At 60.5% G+C, this 26,262-nt stretch carries 20 protein-coding genes and 2 tRNA genes; 16 read left to right on the top strand and 6 right to left on the bottom strand.

Translation table 11 applies throughout. The features are described from left to right. The first annotated feature begins 103 nt into the window (after positions 1–103). Complete coding sequence (locus BBF93_RS00300; protein ID WP_370454418.1) at positions 104–745, top strand: acyl-CoA dehydrogenase family protein; 642 nt, start codon at positions 104–106, stop codon at positions 743–745. Between the two features lie 6 nt (positions 746–751). On the opposite strand, the gene BBF93_RS00295 is transcribed toward BBF93_RS00300, so the two are convergent. The 5 genes from BBF93_RS00295 to cpdR all read right to left on the bottom strand — a co-directional run bounded on the left by BBF93_RS00295 (position 752) and on the right by cpdR (position 5,200). Further along, on the bottom strand, positions 752–2,320 hold the full coding sequence (locus BBF93_RS00295) for a hypothetical protein (protein ID WP_114104656.1): 1,569 nt from the start codon (positions 2,318–2,320) through the stop codon (positions 752–754). Between the two features lie 4 nt (positions 2,321–2,324). Further along, a complete protein-coding gene (locus BBF93_RS00290; protein ID WP_162786347.1) occupies positions 2,325–3,254 on the bottom strand; it encodes a DUF6384 family protein in 930 nt (309 codons plus the stop codon). Positions 3,255–3,271: 17 nt separating this feature from the next. Continuing rightward, positions 3,272–4,462, bottom strand: a complete 1,191-nt coding sequence (locus tag BBF93_RS00285) for a hypothetical protein (protein WP_035600108.1) — start codon at positions 4,460–4,462, stop codon at positions 3,272–3,274. A 190-nt stretch (positions 4,463–4,652) separates the two neighbouring features. Then, positions 4,653–4,727, bottom strand: a tRNA-Val gene (locus BBF93_RS00280). A gap of 113 nt (positions 4,728–4,840) precedes the next feature. After that, positions 4,841–5,200: a cell cycle two-component system response regulator CpdR gene (gene cpdR, locus BBF93_RS00275; RefSeq protein WP_035600105.1), complete on the bottom strand. Its 360-nt coding sequence runs from the start codon at positions 5,198–5,200 to the stop codon at positions 4,841–4,843. Between the two features lie 189 nt (positions 5,201–5,389). Here cpdR and BBF93_RS00270 point away from each other — a divergent pair, with 189 nt between their 5' ends. From BBF93_RS00270 to BBF93_RS00260, 3 genes are all read left to right on the top strand, one after another. Next, positions 5,390–6,253 (top strand): N-formylglutamate amidohydrolase, encoded by an 864-nt coding sequence (locus tag BBF93_RS00270; RefSeq protein WP_051612640.1) that lies wholly within the window; start codon positions 5,390–5,392, stop codon positions 6,251–6,253. Positions 6,254–6,527: 274 nt separating this feature from the next. After that, positions 6,528–6,926, top strand: a complete 399-nt coding sequence (locus BBF93_RS00265; protein WP_035600103.1) for a helix-turn-helix domain-containing protein — start codon at positions 6,528–6,530, stop codon at positions 6,924–6,926. Positions 6,927–6,958: 32 nt separating this feature from the next. Then, positions 6,959–7,771 carry an inositol monophosphatase family protein gene (locus BBF93_RS00260; RefSeq protein WP_035600101.1) on the top strand — a complete coding sequence of 271 codons (813 nt, stop codon included), beginning with the start codon at positions 6,959–6,961 and terminating at the stop codon, positions 7,769–7,771. Positions 7,772–7,785: 14 nt separating this feature from the next. Here BBF93_RS00260 and BBF93_RS00255 read toward each other — a convergent pair whose 3' ends face one another. Beyond that, complete coding sequence (locus BBF93_RS00255) at positions 7,786–8,808, bottom strand: TraB/GumN family protein (RefSeq protein ID WP_114104654.1); 1,023 nt, start codon at positions 8,806–8,808, stop codon at positions 7,786–7,788. Positions 8,809–8,946: 138 nt separating this feature from the next. On the opposite strand from BBF93_RS00255, the gene BBF93_RS00250 reads away from it, so the two are divergent. The 12 genes from BBF93_RS00250 to BBF93_RS00195 form a co-directional block, all read left to right on the top strand. Beyond that, a tRNA-Arg gene (locus BBF93_RS00250) sits at positions 8,947–9,023 on the top strand. Between the two features lie 457 nt (positions 9,024–9,480). Continuing rightward, on the top strand, positions 9,481–10,371 hold the full coding sequence (locus tag BBF93_RS00245; RefSeq protein WP_114104653.1) for a hypothetical protein: 891 nt from the start codon (positions 9,481–9,483) through the stop codon (positions 10,369–10,371). A gap of 27 nt (positions 10,372–10,398) precedes the next feature. After that, a complete protein-coding gene (locus BBF93_RS00240) occupies positions 10,399–11,139 on the top strand; it encodes a hypothetical protein (RefSeq protein WP_162786346.1) in 741 nt (246 codons plus the stop codon). 704 nt (positions 11,140–11,843) lie between these two features. Further along, positions 11,844–13,577 (top strand): hypothetical protein, encoded by a 1,734-nt coding sequence (locus tag BBF93_RS00235; protein WP_114104651.1) that lies wholly within the window; start codon positions 11,844–11,846, stop codon positions 13,575–13,577. After that, a complete protein-coding gene (locus tag BBF93_RS00230) occupies positions 13,577–16,657 on the top strand; it encodes an AAA family ATPase (protein WP_114104650.1) in 3,081 nt (1,026 codons plus the stop codon). The genes BBF93_RS00235 and BBF93_RS00230 overlap by 1 nt, the downstream gene beginning before the upstream one ends. A 384-nt stretch (positions 16,658–17,041) precedes the next feature. After that, positions 17,042–21,535 carry an ATP-binding protein gene (locus BBF93_RS00225; protein WP_114104649.1) on the top strand — a complete coding sequence of 1,498 codons (4,494 nt, stop codon included), beginning with the start codon at positions 17,042–17,044 and terminating at the stop codon, positions 21,533–21,535. Between the two features lie 197 nt (positions 21,536–21,732). After that, on the top strand, positions 21,733–22,584 hold the full coding sequence (locus tag BBF93_RS00220) for a hypothetical protein (RefSeq protein WP_114104648.1): 852 nt from the start codon (positions 21,733–21,735) through the stop codon (positions 22,582–22,584). A 155-nt stretch (positions 22,585–22,739) separates the two neighbouring features. Continuing rightward, a complete protein-coding gene (locus tag BBF93_RS00215; protein WP_233349219.1) occupies positions 22,740–23,006 on the top strand; it encodes an AlpA family transcriptional regulator in 267 nt (88 codons plus the stop codon). Continuing rightward, positions 22,999–23,325, top strand: coding sequence for a hypothetical protein (locus BBF93_RS00210; RefSeq protein WP_114104647.1), 327 nt, complete (start codon positions 22,999–23,001; stop codon positions 23,323–23,325). The genes BBF93_RS00215 and BBF93_RS00210 overlap by 8 nt, the downstream gene beginning before the upstream one ends. Further along, on the top strand, positions 23,318–25,141 hold the full coding sequence (locus BBF93_RS00205) for a helicase HerA-like domain-containing protein (RefSeq protein WP_114104646.1): 1,824 nt from the start codon (positions 23,318–23,320) through the stop codon (positions 25,139–25,141). Before BBF93_RS00210 ends, BBF93_RS00205 begins: the two co-directional genes overlap by 8 nt. Further along, entirely contained in the window at positions 25,141–25,938 is a 798-nt protein-coding gene (gene mobF, locus BBF93_RS00200; RefSeq protein WP_114104645.1) for a MobF family relaxase, read from the top strand. Before BBF93_RS00205 ends, mobF begins: the two co-directional genes overlap by 1 nt. A gap of 66 nt (positions 25,939–26,004) precedes the next feature. Continuing rightward, a partial coding sequence (locus tag BBF93_RS00195) for a transposase (RefSeq protein ID WP_162786345.1) occupies positions 26,005–26,262 on the top strand: 258 nt, incomplete at its 3' end.

Genomic DNA, 26,262 nt, shown 5'->3' with positions numbered 1-26,262 from the left:
ATCTGGACCACCCACGCCCACGAAGCCAACAAGATGTTCTGCCTGGTACGGACGGACAGTTCCGGCAAGCTGCAGCAGGGCATCANCCTTCCTGCTGATCGACATGGATGCCCCCGGCGTGCGCGTTGACCCGATCCTGATGCTCTCGGGCGAGCATATCCAGAACGCGGTCTTCTTTTCCGATGTCCGCGTGCCAAAAGACAATGTCGTCGGCCAGGTGAACCATGGCTGGACGGTCGCCAAGTACCTGCTGGAGTTCGAACGGGGCGGCTCCTCCTACGGGCCCCGTCTCCTCGCCCGCGTCCGGGCGCTGCGCGCCGCAGCCACCGAAGAAGGGCTTCTGGAACCCGGATTTGCCCGCAAGCTGTCGCTGGCCGAGGCAGAAATCCTCGCGCTGGAAGCGGCCGAGCTTCAACAGATGTCAGAGCTGGCCGGGGGCGGCACGCCGGGCCTCAAGGCTTCGATGATGAAGATCCGCGGCACCGAGCTCAGCCAGCACCTGACCGAACTCGCCATCGAGCTGGCCGGAGACTACGTCGCGCCCTTCCAGCCGCAGCATACGTGCCCAGGCGGTCCGGTTCTTGTCCCGAATTGTCCGGATGTGTCCGAAAATGTCCCGGTTGTGGGCCCGGAAAGCGCCGTCACCGTCTCGGCCAAGTATCTCAACGACCGGGCAGGATCGATCTATGCCGGCTCCAACGAAATCCAGCGCGGCATCCTGTCAAAGGGGCAGCTCGGGCTCTGATATCCTTCAGAAGCCGCCGCCCGTCTTGAAGCCGCCTCCCCCACGCCGGCTCCCGCCGGTGGGGAACGAGCGCCCGCCGCTGCGTGAGGGCCGGGAGGGACGTTTCGGCGGCCCCGGAAAGATCGGGCCCGATCCATATCCGCCCCCGCCCCGCGTTGTCTCGCGGATCACTTCCTCCAGCACTTCGCCCAGAACGCCGCCGATCACGCCCCCCAGCACATCGGGCAGACCAATCGTCTGGCTGCGGCCCTGCCCCCCGAAATCAGGATGGGCCTGGACCGGCGCCTCCGCCCGCCGCACTGACCGGCTCAGCCGCTGCAACGCGCCGCGCACATCAATCTTGTCGCGCACCAGGTCGGCCATCACTTCCTCGAAGGCGGCTTTGGAAACAATGGCATAAGGGCTGTCAAACCGTGCCTGTTTGAACTGCCGGCGCAGCGCTTCGACCCGGCCCAACTCATCCCGCAGGGCGCTGGGACGCGCCGCTACCCGGCCCGCCTCCAGCTCCAGGTTCATCTCCTCGGCCCGCAGCCGCACAAGGGTATCCACCAGCCGGTCATCATCCAGCTCGGCTGTTTCAGCCGCCAGCACGCGCAGATCCGGAAAGCTCGCCTTGCGCAACTCCGCCTCCAGCATCTGGCGGGCTTCCACGGCGGGGCCCACCTCCTGCCGCAAGGCCGCCTCGTGCCGCTCTGCTGTTTCCCGGTAGCGCGCTTCGGCCTCGGCAATCTCCGCGTCGCAGGCCTCGATGGCGGCGCGGAGATTCTCAACCTCCGCCTTCAGCGCCTCCGTGCCTGCCGTCGCCATCGCGGCGGCTTCGGCTTCAACCAGCTTTGCCTCAGCCTCTTCCGCCAGCCGGGCCATATAGGCGGCATGTTCTGCAATGCGCTCGGGCAGCTCGGTCAGACGCTGATAATTGAGGAAGGCCTGATCATACCGGCAGAGCCTTGCCACCCAGCCGTCCAGCATCCGGATCAGAAGCGGCGCCCTGTAATCTGGTGACCGGAACTTCCGGGCCCAGAGATAGCTGAAGAGCTTGTCATCCCGGTAGGGCCGCCCCTTCTCTTCCCGGTCTGCCCGCGCGATTTCCAGCTTCTCCGCCGCGCGCCCCGTCATCGCGCGCGCCTCTTCGGCAGCGCCGGTCAGCACAGCATATTCATTGCTCTCTTTCAGCCGCGCCTCGGCCTCGGCAACCCGCGCCTCAAACGCATCAATGGCCGCGTCATGGCCCGCCGCCAGATCGGCGCGCGCCGCCTCCTTGGCATTCAGCGCCGCCCCAGCCGCTTCCAGCGCTGCGTGCTCCCGCTCCACGAACGCCGCATGGCGCTCGGCAATGTCGCTCGTGGAGGCGGCCACTTTCTCAAGGGAAGAAACGCCCCCGTTTCCGGCCTGCGCATAGCTGAGCCTCAGCTGCGCCAGGGCGGCATAGGCGCTCGCCTGCTCCCGCTGGATCGCCGCCCGGCGGGCCTCTGCAGCATCGGCAGCCGACAACGCCTCGGCCAGCGACGTGCGGGTGCGGGCAACCAGCGTATCGATCCCGGCGAGTGCGTCGCGGCCATTGAAAGTCCCGTTCATCCCGTCACCATTCCAGAATGGCCCCGCCCGGCGTCTCTACGGTAAACTCCGGCGAGAGATACCCTGCAGATTTCCGTCCGATAACGGAGTTCTGGATGATCTGATCATCGCCTTTATCGTCTGCCACCGACTGGAATACAGCCTCCGGCACCCGCTGGCCCCAGCGGGTGACCCGGGCCGAGCGGCGATCTTCCTCGCTGGTCACCGGCACCTGAACCAGCACGCCGTTCGGGTCGACGGCTTCCACGATCAGGTAATAGTTCCGTCCGCCCGGCACATCTTCGGGGATGCGGAAAACGCCGGAGCGCGCCTCGCCTGGCCCATAGACCACCCGCACCTCATAAACCGCCGACACATCCTGCTGCAGCAACGCCAGAGCGTCCCGCGCGGCGCGGGCGGCCTTCACATCGCTCGCGGCAATCGCCCGCTCGCCTTCCGCCCTGAAAGCATCTGCCTTGAGCCGCGCAGCGTCTTCCAGCGCCACGCCCATTACTGCGTCATGCAGCCGTCCGATCTCGGAGGGAAGCGTATCGGCGATCTCGATCCGTGCCGCTTCTGCCCTTTGCCGCTCAGGCACCGCCACGCCCAGATGCCAGGCAGCGCCCAACGACCCCGCCGCGATCACCGCCAGCACAGCCGGCATCATCCACCGGCCGCGGGCGATGTAGATTTTCGCAAGGGTAACCGATAGCGACGGCTTGGGTGGCTCATACTGGAAGCGGCGCTCTTCCAGCGCCTTCACGCCTTCCTTCAGGATGCTCTCCGGCACATCAATGCCCTGGGCCGCATAGATTTCCTTAAGGCGCGCGAGCAGCGCGGCCTCCCGCGCCCCGGCGTCCAGCTCGCTGAGGACAAGCTGTTCCCGGTGGCGCAGCGTATCGACGACATCCATTGCGAGAAGGACATCGTCGAGCTTGCTCGTGTCTTTTGCCAAGGGAGTGGCGGGCTGGCTCACGGCTTGGGAAGCAGCGCGAGGGTCGCGCCCTCCTCAACCAGTTTCGTCAGGCGCCGCTTGCCATCCTCCACCGCTTCCCGGATTTCCTCAGAGTTCTGAGTGGCAAGCTTGCGCATTTCCGCAATGATCGTCTGTGTACGCTCCTGATAGGAAACGACGCTTTCCACCAGCATCTTGACCGAGGCCGCAGACACCGTGGGCCCATAGCCCGCTTTCACCGCCGCTTCCTGGATCTGCCCGCCAATATCGGCCAGCACTTCCAGGCTCTGGTCCACACCCTTCTTCATTGCTTCCAGCGTCTGAGTGGATTCGTGCAGGCCATGCATGCCAGTGAAGCTTGCCGTCAGGGCCGTCAGCACGATCTCATTGGTGGAGAAGAAGCTGACAGACTGGGCATACACCCGCTCCTTGGCGCTCGTCGTCTGAACAAGCCGCGCCATGATCACTTCGGATGTGTTGTAGCCGATGGTGATATTGTCGGAGAGGTCCTTGGAAACCTGATACCGCTTTTCCTCCGCCTGCAGCAGTCGCAGCTGCTCGTCACGGGCAAGCTCGAAGCGGGCGCGCTCGGCCGGGTCTTCACCGGAATAGCCCGCAACCGCGGCCACCGCCTCCCCCACTTTCAACCGGGCGGCTTCCAGCTCCGCCTCAGCCGCTTTGAGCACTTCCAGCGCCAGCACTTCGGACTGTTTCATCGCGCCGCGGAAATCGAGATAGGCCTCAAGGATCTTCCGTTCCCGGTCGATCTGGTTGGCCGATTCGTCCTGAACCTCCAGATAAAGATCCTTGATCTTGCCGAAGCGGGCGGCGATGTCGCCGCGCGTCATCTTCATCCAGACATTCGAGACACGCTCCATGGTGGAGATCTTGCCGTCCGCATACTGGTCCACAAGAGACTTCGCGTCATCCCGGATGGTATTGAAGGCCGTGGTGATGCCCTGATAGCGCTCGCCGATGGTAATCCCGGCCACCTGTTCGCGCACCACATCATTGAAGAGGCTCGCCTGATCCAGCGTGCGGGCAATCGCCGCCACTTTTTCCGGCTCGAGATGAGCAATCTGTTCCAGCAGCGCCACGATGGGCGCCGCGCCATTCTTGCTATTGTCCGGCACAAGGCCGAGCTGTTTCAGCCCGCCCATTGCCTTGTCGAGATACTGAAGTGCCGAGGGGCTGGTTGTCTGCGCCATCTTGCTCACGCCTCCGATGTTTCCCGCAGGACTGCGGACGTGACGGAAAGGTAGCAAAGCAGTTTTGCCACGCAAGAAATATTTATCGAAAAACGGCAAATATCGAATATTGAAATATGGCCATTCGGGCCTATCGCGGCGCCTTTTCAGAAAGCCCGGCACACGTTCCGATCTTGAAGAAGGAGATGAATGGTGGGCGGTACAAGGTTCGAACTTGTGACCCCTACGATGTCAACGTAGTGCTCTACCGCTGAGCTAACCGCCCTTCTCGGCAATGACCCGTCGGGGCCAATCCTGAAGAAGAGGCGTAATGGACAATCCGCGCTGGCGCGTCAAGCGGCCTTTATGCGAGATGTGCAGCCAGCAGCCCAGCCTGCCTCAGGCCGCCATCACCTTGTCCACCTCTTCGACGATTTCGCGAAGGTGGAAGGGCTTGGAAAGAACCTTGGCGCCCGCCGGCGTGGGCGAGCCCGAAGAGAGCGCCACAGCAGCAAACCCGGTGATGAAGACAATCTTCATTGCCGGGTCGAGTTCGGCGCCGCGGCGGGCCAGCTCGATCCCGTCGAGCCCCGGCATCACGATGTCGGTGAGCAGCAGGTCGAACACTTCGCGCTCAAGCGCCTGAAGCGCCGTTTCGCCGTCCGCATAATCCTGCACATCATGCCCGGCGCGCCGCAGCGCTGAAGCCAGGAAAGTGCGCATCGAATCATCGTCTTCAGCAAGCAGGATTTTTGTCACGCAGGGTCCCCTGTGATGCGACTCACATAATTAACACATTAAGCCCACCGATGGTAAATCGGCGATGAACACGAAGGCTTGCAAGACTGACGCCACACGCAAGCGCTGAAAGGCCTTGACCTTGCGAACGATTGTCAAACCATTGCGCTGATGCCGGATACGTCGCCCGCCTTAAGGATTTATGAAGGAATGCCCGCCGGCCCGAACGGGCTCGACGCGCCCTTCGTGCTGTCGGCGCCCGAAGCAGGCGTGGCCCCCATCGTCTTTGCCAGCCCGCATTCGGGCAATCTCTATCCGGAAACCATGGTCTCGGCGCTTTGCGTGCCCCTGATGGATGTGCGCCGGACCGAAGATGCCTTTGTCGACGAGCTGTTTGCCAATGCCCCCCGGTATGGCGCGCACCTGCTCGCGGCCCGGTTCGGGCGTTCCGTTGTCGACCTCAACCGCGACCCCCACGAGCTGGACCCGGCCATGTTTCATGACGGCCCGCCCCGCGCCTGCGCCCTGCCGACGCCGCGGGTCGAAGCGGGCCTCGGCTGCCTGCCAAAGGTCGGCGCCCGGGGAGAGGCGATCTATGGCCGCCTCCTGTCAAAGGCCGAGGGCGAGCAGCGCCTCGCCGGGGTGCATGACGTCTATCACGGCCAGCTGGCGAGCCTTCTGGACGCCCAGCGCGCCCTGCATGGCCGCGCGCTGCTGGTGGACTGTCACTCCATGCCTTCGGTCCAGCCGGGACGGCGCAATCTGACCGATATTGTCCTGGGCGACCGGTTCGGGTCGAGCAGCGATCCCCGCCTGGTCAACCGGCTGGAACGGGTTTTCCGCAATCACGGCCTCACTGTCGCGCGCAACGCGCCCTATGCCGGCGGCTATACCACCCGGCGCTATGGCCGCCCGAAACGGGGCATTCACGCCATCCAGATCGAAATCAATCGCGGCCTCTACATGGATGAGCAGGCGATCACCCGGTCCAGCGGCTTTGCACGCCTCCGGCCTGTCATGGATGCTGCCATCATGGAGATGGTCGAGGCCATCCGGCAATTCCCCAACCGCTGATACTTCCCTGGTTTTAAAGAAAAAAGGCCGCGCCAATGGGCGCGGCCGAAGTCAAAGGGAGGAAACGCCAGAGGCGTCTGCACCGAAGTGCAAGGCCAATCTATGTTGCGATGCACAAACGACCAAGAACCTATTCGCCGCACCCTGCCCCACCCCCTGCACATGCCCAATCTTCGGGCAGTTTCCCGGCTCCGGCACGGCATTTGCGTAGAAACTGCGCGAATATCCTGTTTTGGGACTGATTGGCGGTCCCGCACCAATATGGAGAGGGATCATGGCTGACGAAACAGACCTGCACGTTGGCAAACGCCTGCGCCGCCGCCGCCGCCTGCTGGGCATGACACAGCAGGAACTGGCGTCCCAGGTGGGCGTGCGCTTCCAGCAAATCCAGAAATATGAGTGCGGGGCAAACCGCATCACCGCCTCGCGCCTTTATGATCTGGCACGGGCGATGAACGTCTCCGTCCAGTATTTCTTTGATGGCATGGCCGTGCAGGGCGCTGTTCCAAACGCCGCCAATGATGCCGAGCAGATGGAAGGCGACATCCTCTCCCAGAAAGAGACCCTGGAACTGGTGCGCGCCTATTACCGCCTCAGCGAACGCCCCCGCCGCCGCCTGCTGGAGCTGGCAAAGGCGCTCGAGCAGGACACCTCCAGCACTGGCGCCGCTTGACCTCTTCTCATGGGCGGGGCATCGCCTCGCCCATGACCGACACCCGTATTATTGCTGATGACATTGCCCTGGCCCGCCGGCTTGCCGATGCGGCCTGGACCGCGATCCGCCCGCACTTCCGGAACCTGAACGGCGTCGACCATAAATCCGGCACCGCAAAATCCGGCTTTGACCCCGTCACCGAAGCAGACCGCGCTGCCGAACTGGCGATGCGCACCATCATTTCGCAGGAACGCCCGGCAGACGGCGTAACCGGGGAAGAGTTTCCAGATACAGATTCCACAAGCGGCTGGCGCTGGTATTTCGACCCGATCGACGGCACCCGCGCCTTTGTCGGCGGCCTGCCGGTTTGGACCACCCTCATCGCGCTGGTGAACCCCGAGGGCGTGCCGGTTATCGGCGTCATTGATCAGCCGGTCGTCGGTGAGCGCTATATCGGCTGGCCCGGCAGCGCGGTGATGGAAACCGCTTCAGGCACCACGCCTATCCGCGTATCTGGCAATCCAGACCTGCGCACCGCGACGATTGCCACGACCGATCCCTTCATCTTCACCCCGCCAGAGCAAGGCGCCTGGAACCATCTGCGCGCCACCGCCCGCATCACCCGCTATGGCCTCGACGCCTATGCTTATGCCCGCGTCGCCGGGGGCACGCTGGATCTTGTCGCCGAGTCCTGTCTCAAGGCGTGGGATGTGGCCGCCCTGATCCCTGTTGTGCGCGGAGCTGGCGGAATTGCCACCAACTGGCGGGGCGAAGCCCCGGCGCTGGGCGGCCAGATTGTCTGCGCGGCCAGCGAAGGCATTCTGGAACAGGCTCTTCTCGCCCTCCGGCGCGCGGCAGACTGAAAAGGCTGCCCGCCTTACGGCCCTTCGACCGTGTAACCCTCATTGCGCAGCATCTCGATAACGCTGTCTTTTCCGGCGAGGTGGCCGGCGCCGACCGCCACCAGAACCGTTCCCGGCTCCTCCAGCATCGCCGTAATCTGCGGCACCCAGAGCGCATTGCGGTCGGTCATCATCACATCATAGATCGGCTGTGATCCCAGCATCTCCGGATTGGCCATCAGCACGCCGATGCCAGTCACGTCGCCGTCCGCCCATTCGTCCACCAGCAGGTCCAGCGCCGCTGTCCCCTCGCCCACGCCATCCACCGTCGCCATGAGAAAGTCGACCTGGTCGCAATAGCTGAGCCCAGCCAAGCCACCGAGCTGCTGCTCCACTGTTTCGAGGTAGGCAAAGCCCGCGCCATGCGCCAGAGCCGCGCGCTCGATCACTTTCTCCACGCCCGATTCCGGATCAAATCCCTCGTCCAGCATCTGCGTCACCGAGATATTCACCGCCGCCATCCAAGGCCGGTGGGGCAGCAGGGCCTCGATCGGCAGGCCTACCGTCTCCAACGCCGCCTTCAGCTCTTCTGTCTCCCCTTCGGAAAGGAAGTTGGTCAGCTGCGCCCCGTCGGTGAAAAAACCCTGCGTCGTGTAAAACTTCATCAGCTCCCGCTGAGCTTCCGGGCTGGTCGTATCCGCTTCGAAAACCACTGTGCCGGCCCCCGCGATGGCGGCTTCGATCTCGGGCGACATCCAGTCCAGTTCGGGGCGCAACAGATGAACCGTGCCTAGCAGGTGAATGGTCGTATCCTCGTCGCGCAGCGTCCAGAGCGCCGGAGAACCACCGCCCCGGCTTGCCTTGGCGGCTTCCAGGGCAGCCGCTTCAAGTTCGGGCCGCACGCTGCGCAGCTCGGCACGCCGGGACACGTCGCAGGCTTCCGCCGTCGCCTGGCCGCCCTCCGCCGGTGTCTTGGTTTCCGTTTCCGTAGGCTGGCAAGCGGCCAGAAGAAGCGCCGCGCAGCCGGCAAGCAGGGATCGGGCAAGAGGCAGCTTCATGGCCAACGGAACCTTTCAGGTCAGGTCATCTGGAGTTTCCGCCACCATAAAGAGCCCCTGCCCTGCCCGTCTATGCCCGGCATCAGGCAAAGCCGGTTGCACAGCCCCCCGGCTTCGCATAAACACCGGGCTCGGCCTGCACCCATAGCTCAGCTGGATAGAGCGTTGCCCTCCGAAGGCAAAGGTCAGAGGTTCAAATCCTCTTGGGTGCGCCATTAAAATCAAGGGCTTACTAGAAGCGCCCTTTTTTCCAAAAGGTACGTGGAAGCACGGTGGAAGCACGGACTGAGAAGGCAGGCTTCTACGGCTCCTCTGCTTTTCCGGTCGGACGCTCCGAAACTTCCTCTCCTTTCAGCGAACTGCCATTCCTGCCGGTGTTCCCAGCGAAGTCCGTCAACTTATACGCCACTGTCGAGCAGCACCTTAAACCGATCAATATTCAATCGACGTCCGCTAAGGGACTGCAATATGGTAGAGGGCAAATAGGGCGGTCTGCCATAGGGCAAATCCGGACATTGGAAATCTCGTCTGAACCGGAAGCAGCTGGCCCATTGCGGCCGCTTTTTTTGGCGACGGGCGAGCTGCTGAAAGTCGGTCAGTTGCTAGATGACCGGTCTCTGGCAGCTAGCGACAACAAAGCTGGCCAATTGTGGCCGGTGGCGGCCCTCCCATATGGAAAAAGCAACCTATTTGGAGGGCACCACGATGGGGGAAGCTAAGCGCCGCGGTGCGGGCGCGTCGGATCACGCGCGCATCAACGCTCAACTGCAGCAACTGGGAATCGATACGACACAGTTCGGCTTTTTCGATCAGTCAGCGTTTCTCGAAGCAGAGCGCCGCGACGGCGCCTTTCTCGAGCAATATGCCTCGTGGGTGCAGACACGGCCCCGTACGGCCGACTATGATGCGCGCGTTCGCAGGATCGTTCCGCGCCTCGCGGAGTTCTTGGCGGACCTGTTCGAACGCGAAGAGATGCAGCGCAGCTGCGTCCACGTCTCTTCGATGATGCAGCGTATCCTGGATCGCCTCGGCGTCTGGAGCTTTGGCGTGAAGGGTTCGATGATTGCCGTTGTTGCGCGCGAAAATCTGTGGCGCGGGCAAGCAATGTGCGATGTACCTGATTTTCACGGTGCAGAATTGGGTCATGCATGGGTTGTCGCACCGCCATTCGTGATCGTCGACGGTACGATCCGTCTACAGAACGCGGTTGGAGATCCGATGAACGCCTTTATCCCACCAACTGTTGCCGTCGAGGATGCGCCATTGATCAAGCCGACTCTAGACGACGTCGTGTCTGCCAAATTACAGGCGCTCTACCAGAAGCGCGAAGGCCAGCTCGACAGCAGGCTCCATCATCGGCTCGAGCCGAAGCTTAACGCGTTCGGACGGACGTTTCCGAGCAGGGAGGTGCGGTTTGGTGCTCTGGCGCTCCGTTATGTTCCCGTAGCCGTCCGGATCAGCGATGTCGGGCTTGAAGAGATTAACGCAGCTGGCGAGAAACTGAGGGGCGACGATGTTTGGAACAACCACGTGGCACCAGCCTTCTCGGCCGACGTCATTTGAAAAGTTGATGAGATGGGGGACCCGCTGATGGAAGGCAATTTCCTCAACCTGACCGAAGCTGAGCTGGACCAACACATTTACCGTATTATGCGTGAGAGCTTTGTCATTAGCCTCTTCGCCGACCGGACCAACGTGCTTAGCCAAGTCCAAAACTGGAAAGACAAGTTCGAGAACTTCCAGCTCAATCTCGGCGGAAACCTCAACGGCGAGAAGTTCGAGTATGGCTTTCGCAATGACTTCGTCGGCCAGTGCTGGACCCGCGAGAACTTGTCGGAAGCCATGTGGGGCATCTACGCCAACGATCCGAGCGTTCGTTTCCTCCGCATCCGGTCCACGCCGCGCAAGCTGCTGGCAGCCCTTGTCGCAGCGCATCCGGAAATGCCCCGGGACACATGCTTCATCGGCAAGGTTCAATACAAACGAGAGCGCGATCTGCAGAACTATGCACAAAGGGGCGGCCAGCTCGACCTAAGCCCGCAACGCTTTGCCTCCCATCTGCTGCTCAAAAGACGCGCCTTCAAACATGAGGGCGAAGTTCGCCTGCTCTATTTCGGCGACGCGAGCAGCTATGACGCGCAGGGGCTCTACCGATTCAATGTCGACCCGCACGCAATGATCACCCAGATCATGGCCGATCCAAACAGGAATCGTGCAACCTGGACTGCCGACAAAGCGACCCTGCAACGGGCAACTGGGTTCACCGGCAGCATCAAGCGGTCGAAAATCTACGATCCGCCGGACTGGGCCCCTCCTAGATTTAACAATTGATGATGTTGCGATTGAGCGCCGCGAAACTCGTTATCTCTGCGAACTAGGTCTTCAAGCCGTGTTTGGGCATGCCAGGAATAAACCTTCTTCACATAACACGAACTTAGGTATTAGGGACGGGGCGCAGCTTTTCGAGACCGAAGACCCAACCGCATTTAGTCCGAATACGGCCAAGGTGCAGCTGCGTTGCGACACCGGCCGGACGAAACCTGAGTGTCGCGTTTTGGCATGAGAACTGCAGTTGAGCGCAGCGGGAGCGAGTGGCTGGTAGCCCCTTCTACGGCCACTAAGGCCGGTGGGAATTATTATCCGCTTTTGATCAATCAGCAGTCCAGCCGGAGCGACAGAACTTGGAGCGTGATCCAGATGTTTTGCGTATGGTGCCCCAATGATCGGCCGATGGAAATCGGCGCAGAAGCAGTCAGCAGAGAGCGGATGCTCAGCTAGTAAAGTTCGCCCTACTCTGCCGGTCAATGACACCGAACGCGAACTGTCGCGGAAAATCGGTCCGCTCCACCTGTACGAAAACGCCCTCGTCCGCAAGATGCGGGAGGCGCCCCTTCGCCCCGTCGCATTAAGTGTCGATTGCACCCCTCCACATCACCCTAGCGCATTCTACGTAAGCGTGTAGGGTGAGAGCGATGAAACGAATCTGACATCCCTGCCCGCGACCGCTTCAGGCTTGTAAAGACTAAGGAAACTGCGTGAAGATCCAGTCAGTCGCAACAGCTCTCCGCAAGCATGGTCTTGACGCGCCTCAACTTGCAGCGCTGAAACCGGACCGGGCCAATTATAAACTTTGCCTGCTCCAACCCACCGGCGACATCACCTACGACCCAATCGGAGTACGTCACACGAATGCTGCTCAAGCTGCTCCGCAATTTGCGGGTTTTCTGAATGAGGCGATTGCGCGTGGCGCCGATCTTGCCATCACGCCCGAATATTCAATGCCGTGGGACGTCCTTACGACAGCCTTGAAGGAAGGTAGGAGGCCAAGCGAAGGCAAGCTCTGGGCCTTGGGCTGCGAGAGCATCCGTTATGAAGATCTGATAGCGTTGCGCGACGATCTAAGTCCGATCGCGACATTTATCTTTGACGATGTCTCCGCATCCCCAGGTGCCTTTCTCGATCCGCTTGCCTACGTGTTCTGGGCACCACCCAAACGGGGCAAAACTGCAAAGCTCGTCGTCTTGGTACAGTTCAAGACCGAACCGATGAGTGATCCGCAGAACTTCGAAGTCAATCATTTGAAGCTTGGCCAAGCCATCTATCAATTCGGGGACGCCAAGAGCGTCACCCTGACCTCGTTTATCTGTTCAGATGTCCTCAAGTTCGATGACAGCGTCGCCGCAGCTGTTCATGACCGCGGCCTCATCCTTCATATCCAACTCAATCCCAATCCACGCCACACCCTGTTCAGGGCATACCGTGACAAGCTGCTCGGCATGAACGGCGACGCCACCGAGCTAATCTGCCTAAATTGGGCGAGCGGCGTTTCCATGTCGGCGGGCAGCAATCCTGTGGAGTGGAATACGCCTTCCAACTCCGCTTGGTATCTGAAGCCCGAACAGTTCAATCGCGACGATGCTGTGCTGGAGGCGAACCATCAAAACGGGCTCTACTATACCTACGCCCGCGGACATCGCCTGCACGCGCTCTTCTTCAATTACGCGCCAGCGCTATTTGAATTGGAGGCCACTAAAGTCGCACACATTGGTCAGACGGCGATCGCTAAGCGCACCGGACCCAATTTGAAGGCAAGACTCATATGGAATGGCGCCGCTTGGGAGCTTGCCGACGCGGCCGATGATGGATTTGGCGGAGTCGTTGCCCAAGCTGGTGCCGCGCAAACCCAGCTCCAAGCCTTATCCACGACCAATCCAGTTTGGACTGAACGTTTGCTCGCCTTAACCGCTGGCAGCATAGGACACACTGAGGATTGGCATTGCGTCAAGCAATTGGATTCCTGCGCGATCGATCAAAACGAATTCATCCGGCGGATGACTTTTTGTCAGGATACTGATCAAACGGCGGTCTCGTTTAGATCGCATCGGCTAAAGCTGTGTGGGCATCTTGTTACAACCGTGCAGACCACAACGCTGCCGCCCGCGCTTGCCGATCTCAGCGCGGGTTTCGAATTGAAATGGCGCCCCGACCACCCGCATCAGAACGCATTCGCTGCCGGTGGTGACGCGGCCACCGTCATTTACATGGGCGAGACGGCCACCGATGCGGACATGCGCAAAACCCGTGATCGGTTGAGCGAATTTCTGCGCCGTTCGATCCCCGACCCGCAAAAGGCGCTCCAGTCACGCCAGCGCCTGACGATCTGGTATCGCGATGGACTGGGCCAATTACAGATCTTCGAACCGCATACAATGACAACCATCGATGATCCAAAGACTTCTTCACCGCTCGACTTTGCGAGGGAAAAGTGATGCTTACCATATCTGAACTACACGATCGAATCGGCGGCGAATTTCCTGACGTCGAACGGGTCTCCGACACTGCCGTGCGCTTTTCGCGCGTGCTCGGAAAGAGAGCATATGCCGTTTGCTACGTAGATGTGATGCGCGAACTGCCCTCCACGGTGGAGGCCCTGACGGAATATCAAGACCGCGTTATCGGACGCTATTACTTCGAAGGGCATCGAAGTCTGCAGTGGAGTAATTATCTCTACTTCCTGCAGCCCGAAGAGCTGCTCGACAGTCCGGTCACTTTGAACGCCAAGCAGCTGATCGAGGCCGATCGTACTTATGCCCGCAAATTCGTCCTTGGCGAAGACGAGCTCGAAGAGCTGCTCAAACCGCCTTTGATCGAAGCGCCGCAAACTGGCGGCCAGACCAATGTGATGGCGACGTGGACACGCAGACTGACCCAGCCTGGTCTTTACGATGCCGTGTTCAAAGACATCGATATGCCCAAACGTCTGGCGCTCATCGAACGCCCAGGCGTTGGTCAATCTCCCCCTACGGGCGAAGGACCATTATTGATCGGGCCGTCGAAGCCGCCGCCCTTCATCAAGGGGTTCAAGATAAGAAAATATCGCAACTATCCTGCACGAAAGGAATATGATTTCGGCAAGGTGAATCTTATCTTCGGCCCAAACGCCGTCGGTAAGACCTCGCTGCTTGAAGCCCTCGAACTCTATTATTGCGGGCGCAACAACCGCAATCCGGGCGCGGGCGGGGACTATTCGTTTCGGGCGGAACTGGCGGATGGGTCGCTAGATCTGGCGACCCACGCACGCCGGCAACAGATTTTCCGCGATCGCAATCTCGCCTGGTACGGGCAACCGGAGCTGAAGAAAAACACACTCTATCGCAGTTTCTCGTTGTTCAACTTTCTCGACACGGACGCCGCGGTTTCCATTGCCGAGTCCACCGTCGATCTCGAGGACAATCTCTCGCGCCTCTTGGTGGGGCCCGATGCAGCAAAGATCTGGCGCAATATAGAACGTTTGAGTGAAGCCTTGGCCGCGCGTGTGCGTGAAGTAACGACGCGTTACAATGAGAACCGCGTGCAACGCGATCGCATCGCTGCGCAATTGGAAGCCGAACAAAAGCTTCCTAAAGACTCTGACGCCATCAACACCCGCCTCGACACCATGATGCGAAAACTTAAGTGGCATTATCCAGCAACGCCCGACACGGAAGACCAAGCCGCAACATTGGCCTCGGCGCTGTTGGAATACGCCTCCCTGCTTGAACAGGCCGGGAGTCTCACCTGGATCCCCTCGCCCACGACCCTCAATGGGCTCAACGCCTACTGTACAAACACGCAGTCGGCGCTCGAGAGTGCTGAGACTTTGACCAAGCAGTGGGCAACGCTGGACGCCGAGCGCACCAACCGCGAGGACGAGCTTAACACGCTAACAAAGGCGCTTGAACAGGCGCGGGACGCCCACCTCTTGATCGAAGCCAATGTCCCTCGCCGCCACATCGAGGCCCGCCGGCTTCATGAGTATGACGCGCGCATCGCCACGCAATTGGCTGGAACCGAAGCGATACAAAGAGAAACGCTGCAAGAGTATTTTGATCTTACGCTTAAAGCAGCGCGTCGTAACGCAGCCGCGGCGCACGATGCTGGCAGGCAGATGCTGGAACAAAACCGCAAGCGCTTGAAGGACTTCACCACACTGCGCGCGAAGTCCATCAACCTAGCCCAGCAACTCCGCGCCATTGCCGATGAGATGTTGCAACACGCGGGCGATCCAAATGAATGCCCGCTTTGCCACGCCACCTATCCGGCGGGCGAGTTAGCAAACCACATTCACGCTGGCCTTGATGACAACCTCGAGTCGACTGCCCATGCGCTGCATCAACAGGTTCGCATCGCCGAAGAGGCGCTTGAGCGGGCGAGCTTGCTGATGGATCAGGTCGAGCTTATCAGCACTTTTGTCGCCCGCGCTGGCGGTCCTCATGACATTACCATCAACGAGGCGTTCAAACTTCTGGATGAGCGACGTAGCGGCCAGAAGAGGATCGCTAGCGCGCTCGCCAACGTCGAGGCCGAGTTGCGAGAATTGGCTGGGCGCAATCTCTCTTACAGGCGGTTCGATACCATCATCGCCCAGCTGGAACGCTTGGGTCACCCCTTGAACGAACACACGCTTCAGAGCGCTAGTGCGTTGGTGGAAAAACTGACCACGACAGTTCACTCCTGTCAGGATTATCTCCAGGCTCTCGATAAGGAAATTCAAACCTTCCAGAGCCAATTCGCACTCCATTTGCGCGCGACTGCGGTCATCGTTCAAGACGCGTACACGCTCATTGGCCGGGAGAAAGAACGCCTCACCACAACGCAGACCTTGCTTTCTAAGCTTGCTGTGTTCGCAGCTAACTTCCCGTGGCCACAGCGCTCTCCGCTTGCGAACTTAGTGATTTCGGCCCGCTCAGTGCGCTCCGTGGCCGCTGAACTGCAAACCGTGCTCGAGCGCGAACGGCAAAGACAGGTGTCCGTATCTGAAGCGGTCGAACATAAAGAGCAATTGGATAAGCGGCTTGCCCAACTCGAACCTGTCAAAGACCGCCTTATCGCCGCGCGCGACACGCTGGCGGACCTCAAGGAGAACAACTCTCTGACTGACGCCATGGCGGTGGCGCTCAGTGATAATCGCGCGGCGATCGAAGCTATTTTCGCCCGTATCCATGCGCCGCCAGAGTTTGATCGCCTCGGATCGCGCATGGATACGCTCATCCGCAAGAACGGCCAAGAAGCGCAGCTCAAGGAAATCAGCACCGGTCAACGAGCGGCCTATGCACTTTCGATTTTCCTGGCACGCAACAATCAAGCCCAATCAGCGCCACCGGTGATCCTGATCGATGACCCAATTGCACACGTCGACGACTTCAATGCGCTTTCGTTCCTCGATTATCTGCGGACGCTCGCCATCGAAAGAGACCGGCAGATATTCTTCGCTACCGCGAACGACAAGATAGCAGCACTGTTTGAGCGGAAGTTCGATTTTCTTGAAGACGACTTCCGGCGGTTCAACTTGTCGCGCGAAGCCGCTTGAGGTGACCCACGAGGTGGTTATGACCCCTTCGAGTTGGTAGTCATAGTGGCGTGGAGCGCCACGACCCGAGTGTAAGACACGATCATATGCGGAGAATCGCATGGTCCGATCCTACCCCGAAGCCCATAACATCGGTTCAAGTTCGCACTCAAGGCGAGCATCCTCGTTGTTTGAGGACAATGGCCAGTATCGTATTGCACGTTATTTGTTTTAAGCCGCTTATCAGCGGCCCTCCTGAGGCATCCGCTTGCGATACTCTTTGCGCATTGAGCATCATCTTCCTGAACCATTTGACTGCGGCCGCAGTATTCCCGACCTTGTCGGCTCCGTGATGAGCGACACTCGCTCCAAAATTCCTATTCGTTTCGCTCCAAGTACAAACTCATGAATGATCCTTCTATTCGCTACCAAGACATTCGGCCCTATGCCGGATCGCAAAATACTGGATTTGAAGAGCTGGTCAGCCAGCTTGCCTATTTGGAGACACGTCCAGCTGACAGCCGCTTTTTCCGAAAGGGCGCTGGTGCAGACGGTGGATTGGAATGCTTCGTCCGTTTGTCGAGCGGAAAGGAAAAGGGGTGGCAGGCGAAATACGTCTTCGGCTGGGATGCTAGTCTGCAGGCCCAGCTAAACACGTCAATTAAACGCGCCCTCGAAAAACATCCCGACCTCGATCATTACATTGTTTGTCTGCCCTTCGATCCTCCGGATGGACGAAAGGCTGGACAGAAAAGCGCGCTTCAGAAGGCCAAGGAGTGGCTAGAAGGCTGGGAACAAAATTCCGAGGTCATTGCGCGCGCGATGAGGATTGAGTTCTGGTTTGCCGCAGACCTAACACGGCTCCTCACCGCGAGCGTCGAGCAGGCCGGGCGGATTCATTATTGGTTCGGGCAACACATGTTGTCCCCCGATTGGTTCCAACAGCAATTTGATCAAGCGCGTGCATCGCTGGGAAACCGTTATACGCCCGAAACCCACATCGACTTGCCTGAACGCAGGTGCCTTATGGCGATGGCGAGAGAAGGACAGATCGGCCGCGACTTTCGACAAGCCAAATTACGGTTCACCGAGTACGCCCAGAAGCTCGAACGCGAGTGCCGGAAACTTGACCCGGCGTCTGCGGCTTTGATAGGGCTTCGAGCTGCGCTCGTCACAACAGAACAACAGTTCAGCACCGCACCGGTCGGACCTGACGAAGCCTACGCCATCGAATCGCTCCGCGGTCAGCTGCTCGCAGTGTCGACTGGAATTTCTGACGTGATGCAATCAATGCAAGACGCTCCAGGAGAAGAGCGCACGCGCGGCGACTTGGAGGAAACACTTCGCGCCCTCTTCCGTGTCCAGAGGGATATCTACGACATGGTTCGATCTTTTGATGACCGGAGATGGAAGTTTGTGGATACGAAGGCGTTGCTCGTCCACGGTCCCGCCGGTATCGGAAAGTCACATCTGCTGGCAGATATCGTCGACGCGCTGACCCAGCACGACAATCCCTCACTTCTGCTGATCGGCGGCCAACTGCAGGAAGGCGATCTCTGGCGCCAGATTCTCACGAACTTGGACGTACCAGCCAGTATACCTGTGGAAACATTTCTTTGTGCCTTGGACGCAGCTGCCCAGACAAAGCGGATGCGTGCCCTTTTGTGTGTTGATGCCATCAACGAAAACAACGGTGTCAGCTTCTGGCCCAAGCGGCTGGCGGCGTTCCTTAAGAAAGCAGCTCGCTTTCGCCACATCGCAATCATCCTCACTTGCCGCTCCACCTACCGGGACAGCATCATTCCGCACGACATTCCAGACGGAGAACTGGCTGAGCTCGAACTGGAAGGGTTCGCGGCAGACGGAGGGGCGGCAGCCAATGCGTATCTGGATATCAGAGGGATCGTCCGGCCTGGCGCGCCCAACCTTGCTCCTGAAGTCAATAACCCTCTGATCCTCAAGACGCTGTGCGACAACCTTGAAAAGCGAGGTGAAAAGGTCTTTCCGAAAGGCACCTCTGGCCTGACACGGATATTTGACCTTTACCGCAAAGCAGCAATCGAGAAGGTCAATTCTCGACTCGGTCTCGATCCTCGCAGAAAGATCGTAGAAACCGCCCTTGAAGCTTTCGTCGATGAGCTCTTCGAAACCCAGGTCGACCGCCTCCCATATGTCCGTGCGGCCAGTCTGTTCGACGAGCATCATGATAGCAGTGGGCGCCTTCAAGTGAGCCTTCTCAACGAGCTTATAAGTGAAGGAGTACTCACTGCCGCGCCCTCCGGAGATTCCGAGACAGGTGACCAGGATGAGGTTCACTTCACCTTCGAACGGTTCGGCGATCTGGCAATTGCTGCACGAGTACTTGACCTTGAAGCCGCATCGAACGGCCTTGCAAGGGCGATAATGCCCGGCGGGGCCATTCACAAATTGCTGTCGGGTCCGCAGCGAGAACACCGCGCCGGCCTGATCGAAGCGCTGGCGATCATGCTTCCCGAACGTGCGCAGGTCGAGGTGCTCGACATCCTGGCCGAGGAAGAGATCAATTACGTCGTGGCCAGCGGCTTCATAACCAGCCTGACCATGCGTGCACCGGGAGCATTTACGCCGCGCACCTTAGAGCTCGCAAAGAGCTATTCCAGCGGCGACGAGCTTTGGGATTGGCTTGTGGCGATATCGACGGAACCTGAAAATTCCTTCAATGCTTTCCATCTGCACGATCAGCTCATTGACCTTCCGATGCCTGAACGAGACCGTAAATGGTCCTTATATCTGGCGCGTGCAGGCGAAGGCGAAAGTAATGCACTTCACACTTTGATTGATTGGGCGATTTCGAACGGTCACCGGTCTATGGAAGAGGATCGCGCCGAACTCGCCGGGATTACCTTGACCTGGTTTCTGGCGACCTCGCACAGAGCCGTGCGCGACCGGGCGACAAAGGCCCTGAGCGCCCTGATCGCCCCTCGGCTGAATGTCGGGGTGCGCTTGCTTAAGCGCTTTAAGACGATCAATGATCCGTATATCGCTGAGCGGTTGCACGCGGCGCTTTACGGCGCAGCGCTTCAGCGCTTGGATGTGGCAGGACTCGCCCGCCTTTGCGAGGAGGTTTATGTTCACGTTTTCAGCAGTGGAGCACCTCCGCTCAATGCGCTACTCCGCGATCATGCCTGCGGCCTACTCCTGCTTGGAGACGCACTCGGGATTCTGCCGGACCGTATCAAGCCGGAGGATTTTACGCCGCCCTATTCCAGCCCATGGCCGCTCGAACCGTTGCCGGCCTCAACTCTCGAAACTTATGTTCAACGCTACAGCGCTGACTATACCGGTCCCGACGACATCGTCCGATCAACGTCCGGTGACGGCGATTTCGGCCACTACATCATCGATCCCTGGACATACCGGTTTAGCCAGGAACCAATCGGAGCCGCTCATCTTCCGGATATGCAGGAATGCTACCAAACCTGGCTGGGCCGATTTGAACTTCAGGCCAATGACAAAGCCCGCCGTGCCTATGAAGATCTGCTTGAAATAGCAAAGCGGCTTGAGGGAAGTCCGGCACACGAGGATAAAGAGAACGACGCTGCATTCGACGCCGCAGAAGGCGAGTTCAAATCGACAGTCGATCCAGATTGCTGGGCTGAGTATGTGACTCACGCCAGAAACTTTTTGAGGCATTGGTTGTTCGGAGAACGCGAACCGCCGCGGACCGCAGTAAGATTTCATTCGCCCACTGCACGTGACTGGGTTTGCAAAAGAGCTCACGACCTCGGCTGGACCCCAGACCTGTTTGGTTCCTTTGATCGGGATATTGGAGGCGACCGACATTCGCACCGGGTCGAGCGTATTGGTAAGAAATATCAGTGGATCGCATTTCAGGAACTCGCGGCCCGCATGTCCGACAATCTCTCATATATCGACAGAGCCGATGATAATTGGAGCGATGTTCCGGCCGTTTATCCTGGTGCCCGAGAGACGAGGCTCCGAAACATTGACCCGAGCATGCTGCGCCCATCCACTTTTTACCAGGCCTGGGGGCAATGGCCGCAGACCTGGTGGACCCCAGTCAATATCGACATGGATCACATCTCCCCGGAAGACCGACTTATTTGGCTGGACGCAGACGTTGATGTTCTGAATCACAGCGGGCTTATAGAAGTCACCGATCCGCGCGGACGCAAATGGCTTGTTCTCAATACATTCAAGCGCTGGTCCCAGTACCAGCCCCGAGACGGCTCGCAGAGTTTGGAGCGGCAAGTCCATTATAACGTTCAGTGTACGGTGAGCAAAAAAGCCGACCTTAGCAAAGCTCTCAGGGTCATAGAAAAAGCTCGGCACACAGAGGATTTCTGCGAGTTTGAGTATGATGGGCGTGCTTATATTGGCGAACATCCTTGGGCCCCATACAATCTTGCGTTGGGAGATTGGGTCCGGCCAACGAAATGGAACGGGCTGACACATCCGCTCCGGCCGACATGTGGGCAATACCTGCAGGAGACCGGCGGGTATGACTATTCAGTCGACGAAACGATTTCCATCGCCCTGCCACCGCGTTGGTTGATCGAGGCGCTGAACCTCAGGCTGTCTGGCGGCGCCAGTCTCGATTTTGTGAATTCGGATGGTGAGACAATCATCTTCGACGCGTCGGTCAGATATGACGGGCCATCGGCTCTGCTAGTAGACCGCCAAGCGTTTTTATCGGCAATGGACGCCCTGAAGCTCGCGCCTGTTTGGATCGTTCAGTCTGAAAAGAGCGCCTATGGTGGCCCAGCATTTGGCCAGGGGTTTGGGGGTCGAGTGTCGACGTTCGGGGTATATACAGCGCAGGCTGACGAGTTGACCGGCAATGTCCGAACGGAAAAGCATGCGCCCTCACGCAGGCAACTAGAAGACCTTTACAAATAAGCCCGAACTCTCATTAAGGCGTCTCATCGGACTCAGCGCTGGCGAGGATATGAAGATACTGAAACTCTCCGCGCAGAGGCGAGCGCGCTAACCGTAAGGCGACCTGCTCAAGCGCCCACAACCCAGGGATAAAAATTTTCTCCCTATGATGGCATGTTTTCTGCATGGCCGTGTCTCGTCAGCAAAGGGAGCACGCCATGGCCGAACCCGGTTCGCTTATGGATGCAAGCTGCATCCGCTTCGATGCCGCCAGCGAGCTGATCGCGCAGCGCGATCCCGCAATCACGCGCCTTGCGGCGCTTGACCTCCTCGTCCGCGCCGTGTGGAATGGCGACTTCGAGCCGCCTCCACTGTCATTGCACTGGCCTACCCCTGCGCAGATCGAGGCCCGCGCTCATCCTGACGCCTGGATGTTCGTGCCGATCGAGTTGCCCCGTGCCTGGCTGACTAAGGAACAGGCTGCGCTCTCGATCCGCCCAGTAGAGCTTTTCAAAGCGGGACGCGATGCAATCATCAATGTCATGTACTGCAACGGCCATCTGCCGGGCGACGCGGAAGGCTGGCACGCCTTGCTGGACTGGAAGGTCGAAGAGCCTGCGCGGAGACAGGCAGAAGCACTCTCGGCGCTCGCCCGGATTCCGGTGTCCGCCTACACCGCCGAGGCCCGCGTCTATCTTGCCAGTCTGATAATTCCCCGGGCAAAGCTGCAAGCCTGGCTCGATAGCTGCTCCGCGAACTTTCACGGCCTTTTTGTTTCTGCAGAGCGGGCATCCCCTGTCCCGCCCGCCGCGGCCAATGACACAGGCGAAGTGGCCACGGCCCATCGGCGCGGCCGACCGGTACTCGCGGCCTGGCCGATGATCGAGGCGGCCGCGCACCAGATCAACCAGGAACATCCGGATCTGCCGCGCAAGGTCCTCGCGGGACAACTGCATGCGCTTGCTTTGGGCGAGTTTGATGAAGACGACGTCCCCAACGAGGCGACCATCCTGCGTCGGCTTGGAAGCATTCTGGGGGACGCGGGCCCTTCTTCGCAGAACGAGGCCTGACACGTCGCCGTCCTGCGCGCAGCGCAATTCTGCTGCAGCTGAACCAGAACTGCGGGACCTCTCTGAGCTCTGCCGGAATAAGACGAAATCATTCCTCTTTTTCGCCTGCGCGCGCCGTGCTGGCCTTGGGTCACGCACACTGAGGAGGAAAGGCCTTGAGCAAGCACAATCATGATTTTCCGCCGCTCGATGAGATTCTGAAGGACAATCCCGGCTGGCTCGATGAAGCGATCGACACCCCGGCCGTCTCCAGACTCACAGGTGTTCCGATCTGCACCCTTACAACCTGGCGCTGCCGGGGCGGCGGGCCGCGCTTCCTGAAATTCGGCAAGACGGTGCGCTACCGCCGCCGCGCCGTCCTGAGCTGGATGGCCGAGTGCGAAGCGCCGTATACGGACCGCAATGGGGTGATCCATGGCTGAACCGACACAGCCCCTTTCGATCCGCCTCGCCACCAGCGACATAGACCACCTCACCGAACGCGCCCGGCGCATTTCCGGGACGCCGACCGGCGTTGCCCGCGAACTCATCCGCTCTGGCCTGTCGGACGGCGACCCGTTCACGCAGGCCGAGCGGCTTCTGAAGATCGAACGAAAGCTCGCCTCTCTCGCGCAGGACATGCAGCTCGCCTTAAAGGCCAGCGATCAGACAACAGATAGTCTCGCCCGCCTCGAAACCATGTTCGACGCGCTGCTGCGCGCGCTCGGCGGCGAGCCACCGGAGGGTCCGCCCCATGCCTAAACTGAAACACATCCTCGGCACCCTGACTTTTGCATTCGCTGGTCTCACCTGGCTCTATCACTGGCAGGCGTTCGAACGCTCCCCGCCTGTCTTTGAGGCCGACGGCCACGGCTACTACGTTCAACCGGAGGATCTTGCGACCTGTACACAGACCGGGGCCTATGCCCTGCTATGGGCCCCGGGCGCCGGTAAGAAGTTCCAGCGCTGCGAAGACTGGTTTCGCGATATTGGCGTCTGGGAAGACGTCCTTCAGCGCTGGCAGGTGCTCGCGGGCGGAGCTGCCCTCACCCTGATTCTGGCGGCCGGACTTGTGCTGGCCGTATGGTTCGAACGCCCGCCGCCGAAGATCGTGCGCGGCCCGCAGCGTCTCACCGGCCGGAAGGCACGCAGCGCCATCCGGAAGGTCAGCCAAGGCGAAGCCCGCCAGACCGGCGGGGGCATCGCTTTCCCGCCGGGCATCGCAATGAGCCGCGACCGGGAATCCCGGCATATGCTGATCACCGGCGCGGTGGGGTCTGGCAAGACACAGACGATCCAGCATCTCATTCTCGAAGCGATGCGGTTCGGCGACAAGATGCTCGTGCTCGACACCAAAGGCGACATGACCGAACGCCTGCCCGGCGAGATCACTCTCATCGCGCCGCAGGATGCCCGGTCCGCGATCTGGGACATTGCTGCTGACTGCACGACCCGGCAAGACGCACGCGAGCTCGCCGCCCGGCTCATTCCGAAGAGCAGCGACCCGATGTGGGCAGAAGGCGCCCGCGAACTGCTCGTCGCCTGTATTGTCAGCCTGCAAATCGAGCGGCCGGGCAACTGGACCTGGAGCGACCTGCATGCGCGCGCCATTCTGGCGCCGGCCGAGCTCATCGTCCTGGCGAACACCTGCCATCCGGCAGCCGCCCAGATTCTCGGCGACGCGGCAAACCGCACGGCGATGTCGATCCTGACCACGTTCAAGGCGCACATCCACGTGCTCGAAGCGATGGCCGATGCCTGGGCGGCGGGCGCGTCGGGCACGTTCAGCATCGCGTCCTGGCTTCGCGCCGCCCACGCCCCCGCGCCGGTCATCCTGCAGCGCGACGGCCGCTACCCCCAGCTCACCAATGCGTGGATTGGCGGCCTCGTCAGTCTCCTGTCGGCGCATGTCTGCAGCCCAGCCTTTCGGGAGAGCAGCACGCGGCGGATCTGGCTCTTCCTTGACGAGTTCCCGCAACTGGAGGCGATGGACGATCTGGCTTCGCTCCTCGATCTTGGGCGTTCGAAGGGCGTCTGCGTGGTGCTGGCAGCGCAGGACACCTCCCAGATCCGCATCAACTATGGCCGCGACCGGACCAGCGCCTGGCTGTCAATGATCGGCACGCATGTCATTGGACGGATGAACCCCGGCGAGGGCGCTGAAGACATGAGCCGCGCGATCGGCCTTCAGGAAATCGAACGCATCTCACGCACCGAAAACGTGTCAGGGGGAACGCGCTCCGTCTCGCGAACGCCGCAGCGATCGGTCAGGCCGGTGGTCACGCCCAGCGAGCTCTCCTCGCGCCTTGGCCGGAAAGGCAACAAAGTGCGTATTCTGGTGATGGGCTTCGGCGAGGATGTGTTCGAGGTCGATCTTCCGATCGTGGCTCTCCCCAAACAGCGGGAGGCGAACGTCCCTGCCCCGTGGACACAGGCCAGCCCGCCTGCCCCGCTGCGCCAGAAACGTCCCCAGCCGTTCGACCCGGAAAGTCCGGCCGGGACTTCCAAGCCGCGCCTCCTGTCGCCGGGCGACCTCGCCCGCATCCGGAAGCCGAAGCCAGGCGATCCGGGCGCCTGATGGTTGCCTCGATTTCGGCGCGCAAGTCGGTCGCCGCCGCAGTGAGCTATTACAGGCACATGGCGTCGGACGAGTACTACACCGGCAAGGGCGGGCAGCAGCCCGAGGCCGAAGCCGACGGCGAATGGGCCGGGCGCGGCGCCGAGCGCCTCGCGCTCGAAGGCCCGGTGTCGAAGGCGGAGTTCGAAGCGATGCTGAACGGCCGCGACCCGAAAACCGGCGCCCGTCTGACCCAACCCGGCAAATCCCACGCGCCGGGCTGGGACATGACTTTCTCGGCGCCGAAGTCGGTCTCGGTGATGTGGGCGCTCGCGCCGGAGGCTGACCGCAAGGCGATCGAAGCGGCGCATCGCAGGGCCGTGCACGCGGCCACAACCCATCTGGAAGACAATCACGCGTTCACCCGGCGCGGCAAGGGCGGCGCGATCCGCGAGCCGGTCGCCGGGCTCACCATCGCGCGGTTCCACCACCACACCAGCCGCGATCTCGATCCCCAGCTTCACACCCATGCCTTCATCCTCAATTCCGCGCCGCGCCGGGACGGCAGCTGGGGCAGCCTCGTCAGCCGCGACCTCTACAAGGCCCAGAAGGAGACCGGCGCTGTCTACCGCGCCCATCTCGCCCACGAACTCGAACGCGGCGGCCATGCCGTCGACCGCTACGGCACAACCTTCCGCCTGACCGCCATCCCCAGGGACATCGAACGGGCCTTCTCCAAGCGCCGCCAGGCGATTGAGCAGGCTGCAGACACCTATGGCTACCGCAGCCCTAAAGGCCTGGAACAAGCCGCCCGGTAATCCTCCCAGAAATTAATCGACTTGAAAACTGGACTTCTCCGGCGTTGATTATCGACGGAGACGAGAATGAAGAAATCGAGATTTACCGAGCCCCAGATCCTTGCGATCCTGAAACAGGGCGAGAGCGGCGTGCCTGTGCCTGATCTCTGCCGCGAGCATGGGATCAGCAACGCAACCTATTACAACTGGCGCAGCAAGTATGGCGGCATGGACGCCTCGCTGATGTCTGAGATGAAAGCGATGGCGGATGAGAACCGCCGGCTCAAGAAGATGTATGCCGAACTGGCGATGCAGAACGAGCTGCTGAAAGATGCTCTCGGAAAA

It is taken from the genome of Hyphomonas sp. CACIAM 19H1, assembly GCF_003325995.1.
Lineage (GTDB): Bacteria > Pseudomonadota > Alphaproteobacteria > Caulobacterales > Hyphomonadaceae > Hyphomonas > Hyphomonas polymorpha.
This window is presented reverse-complemented; position numbering and strand designations above follow the sequence as displayed.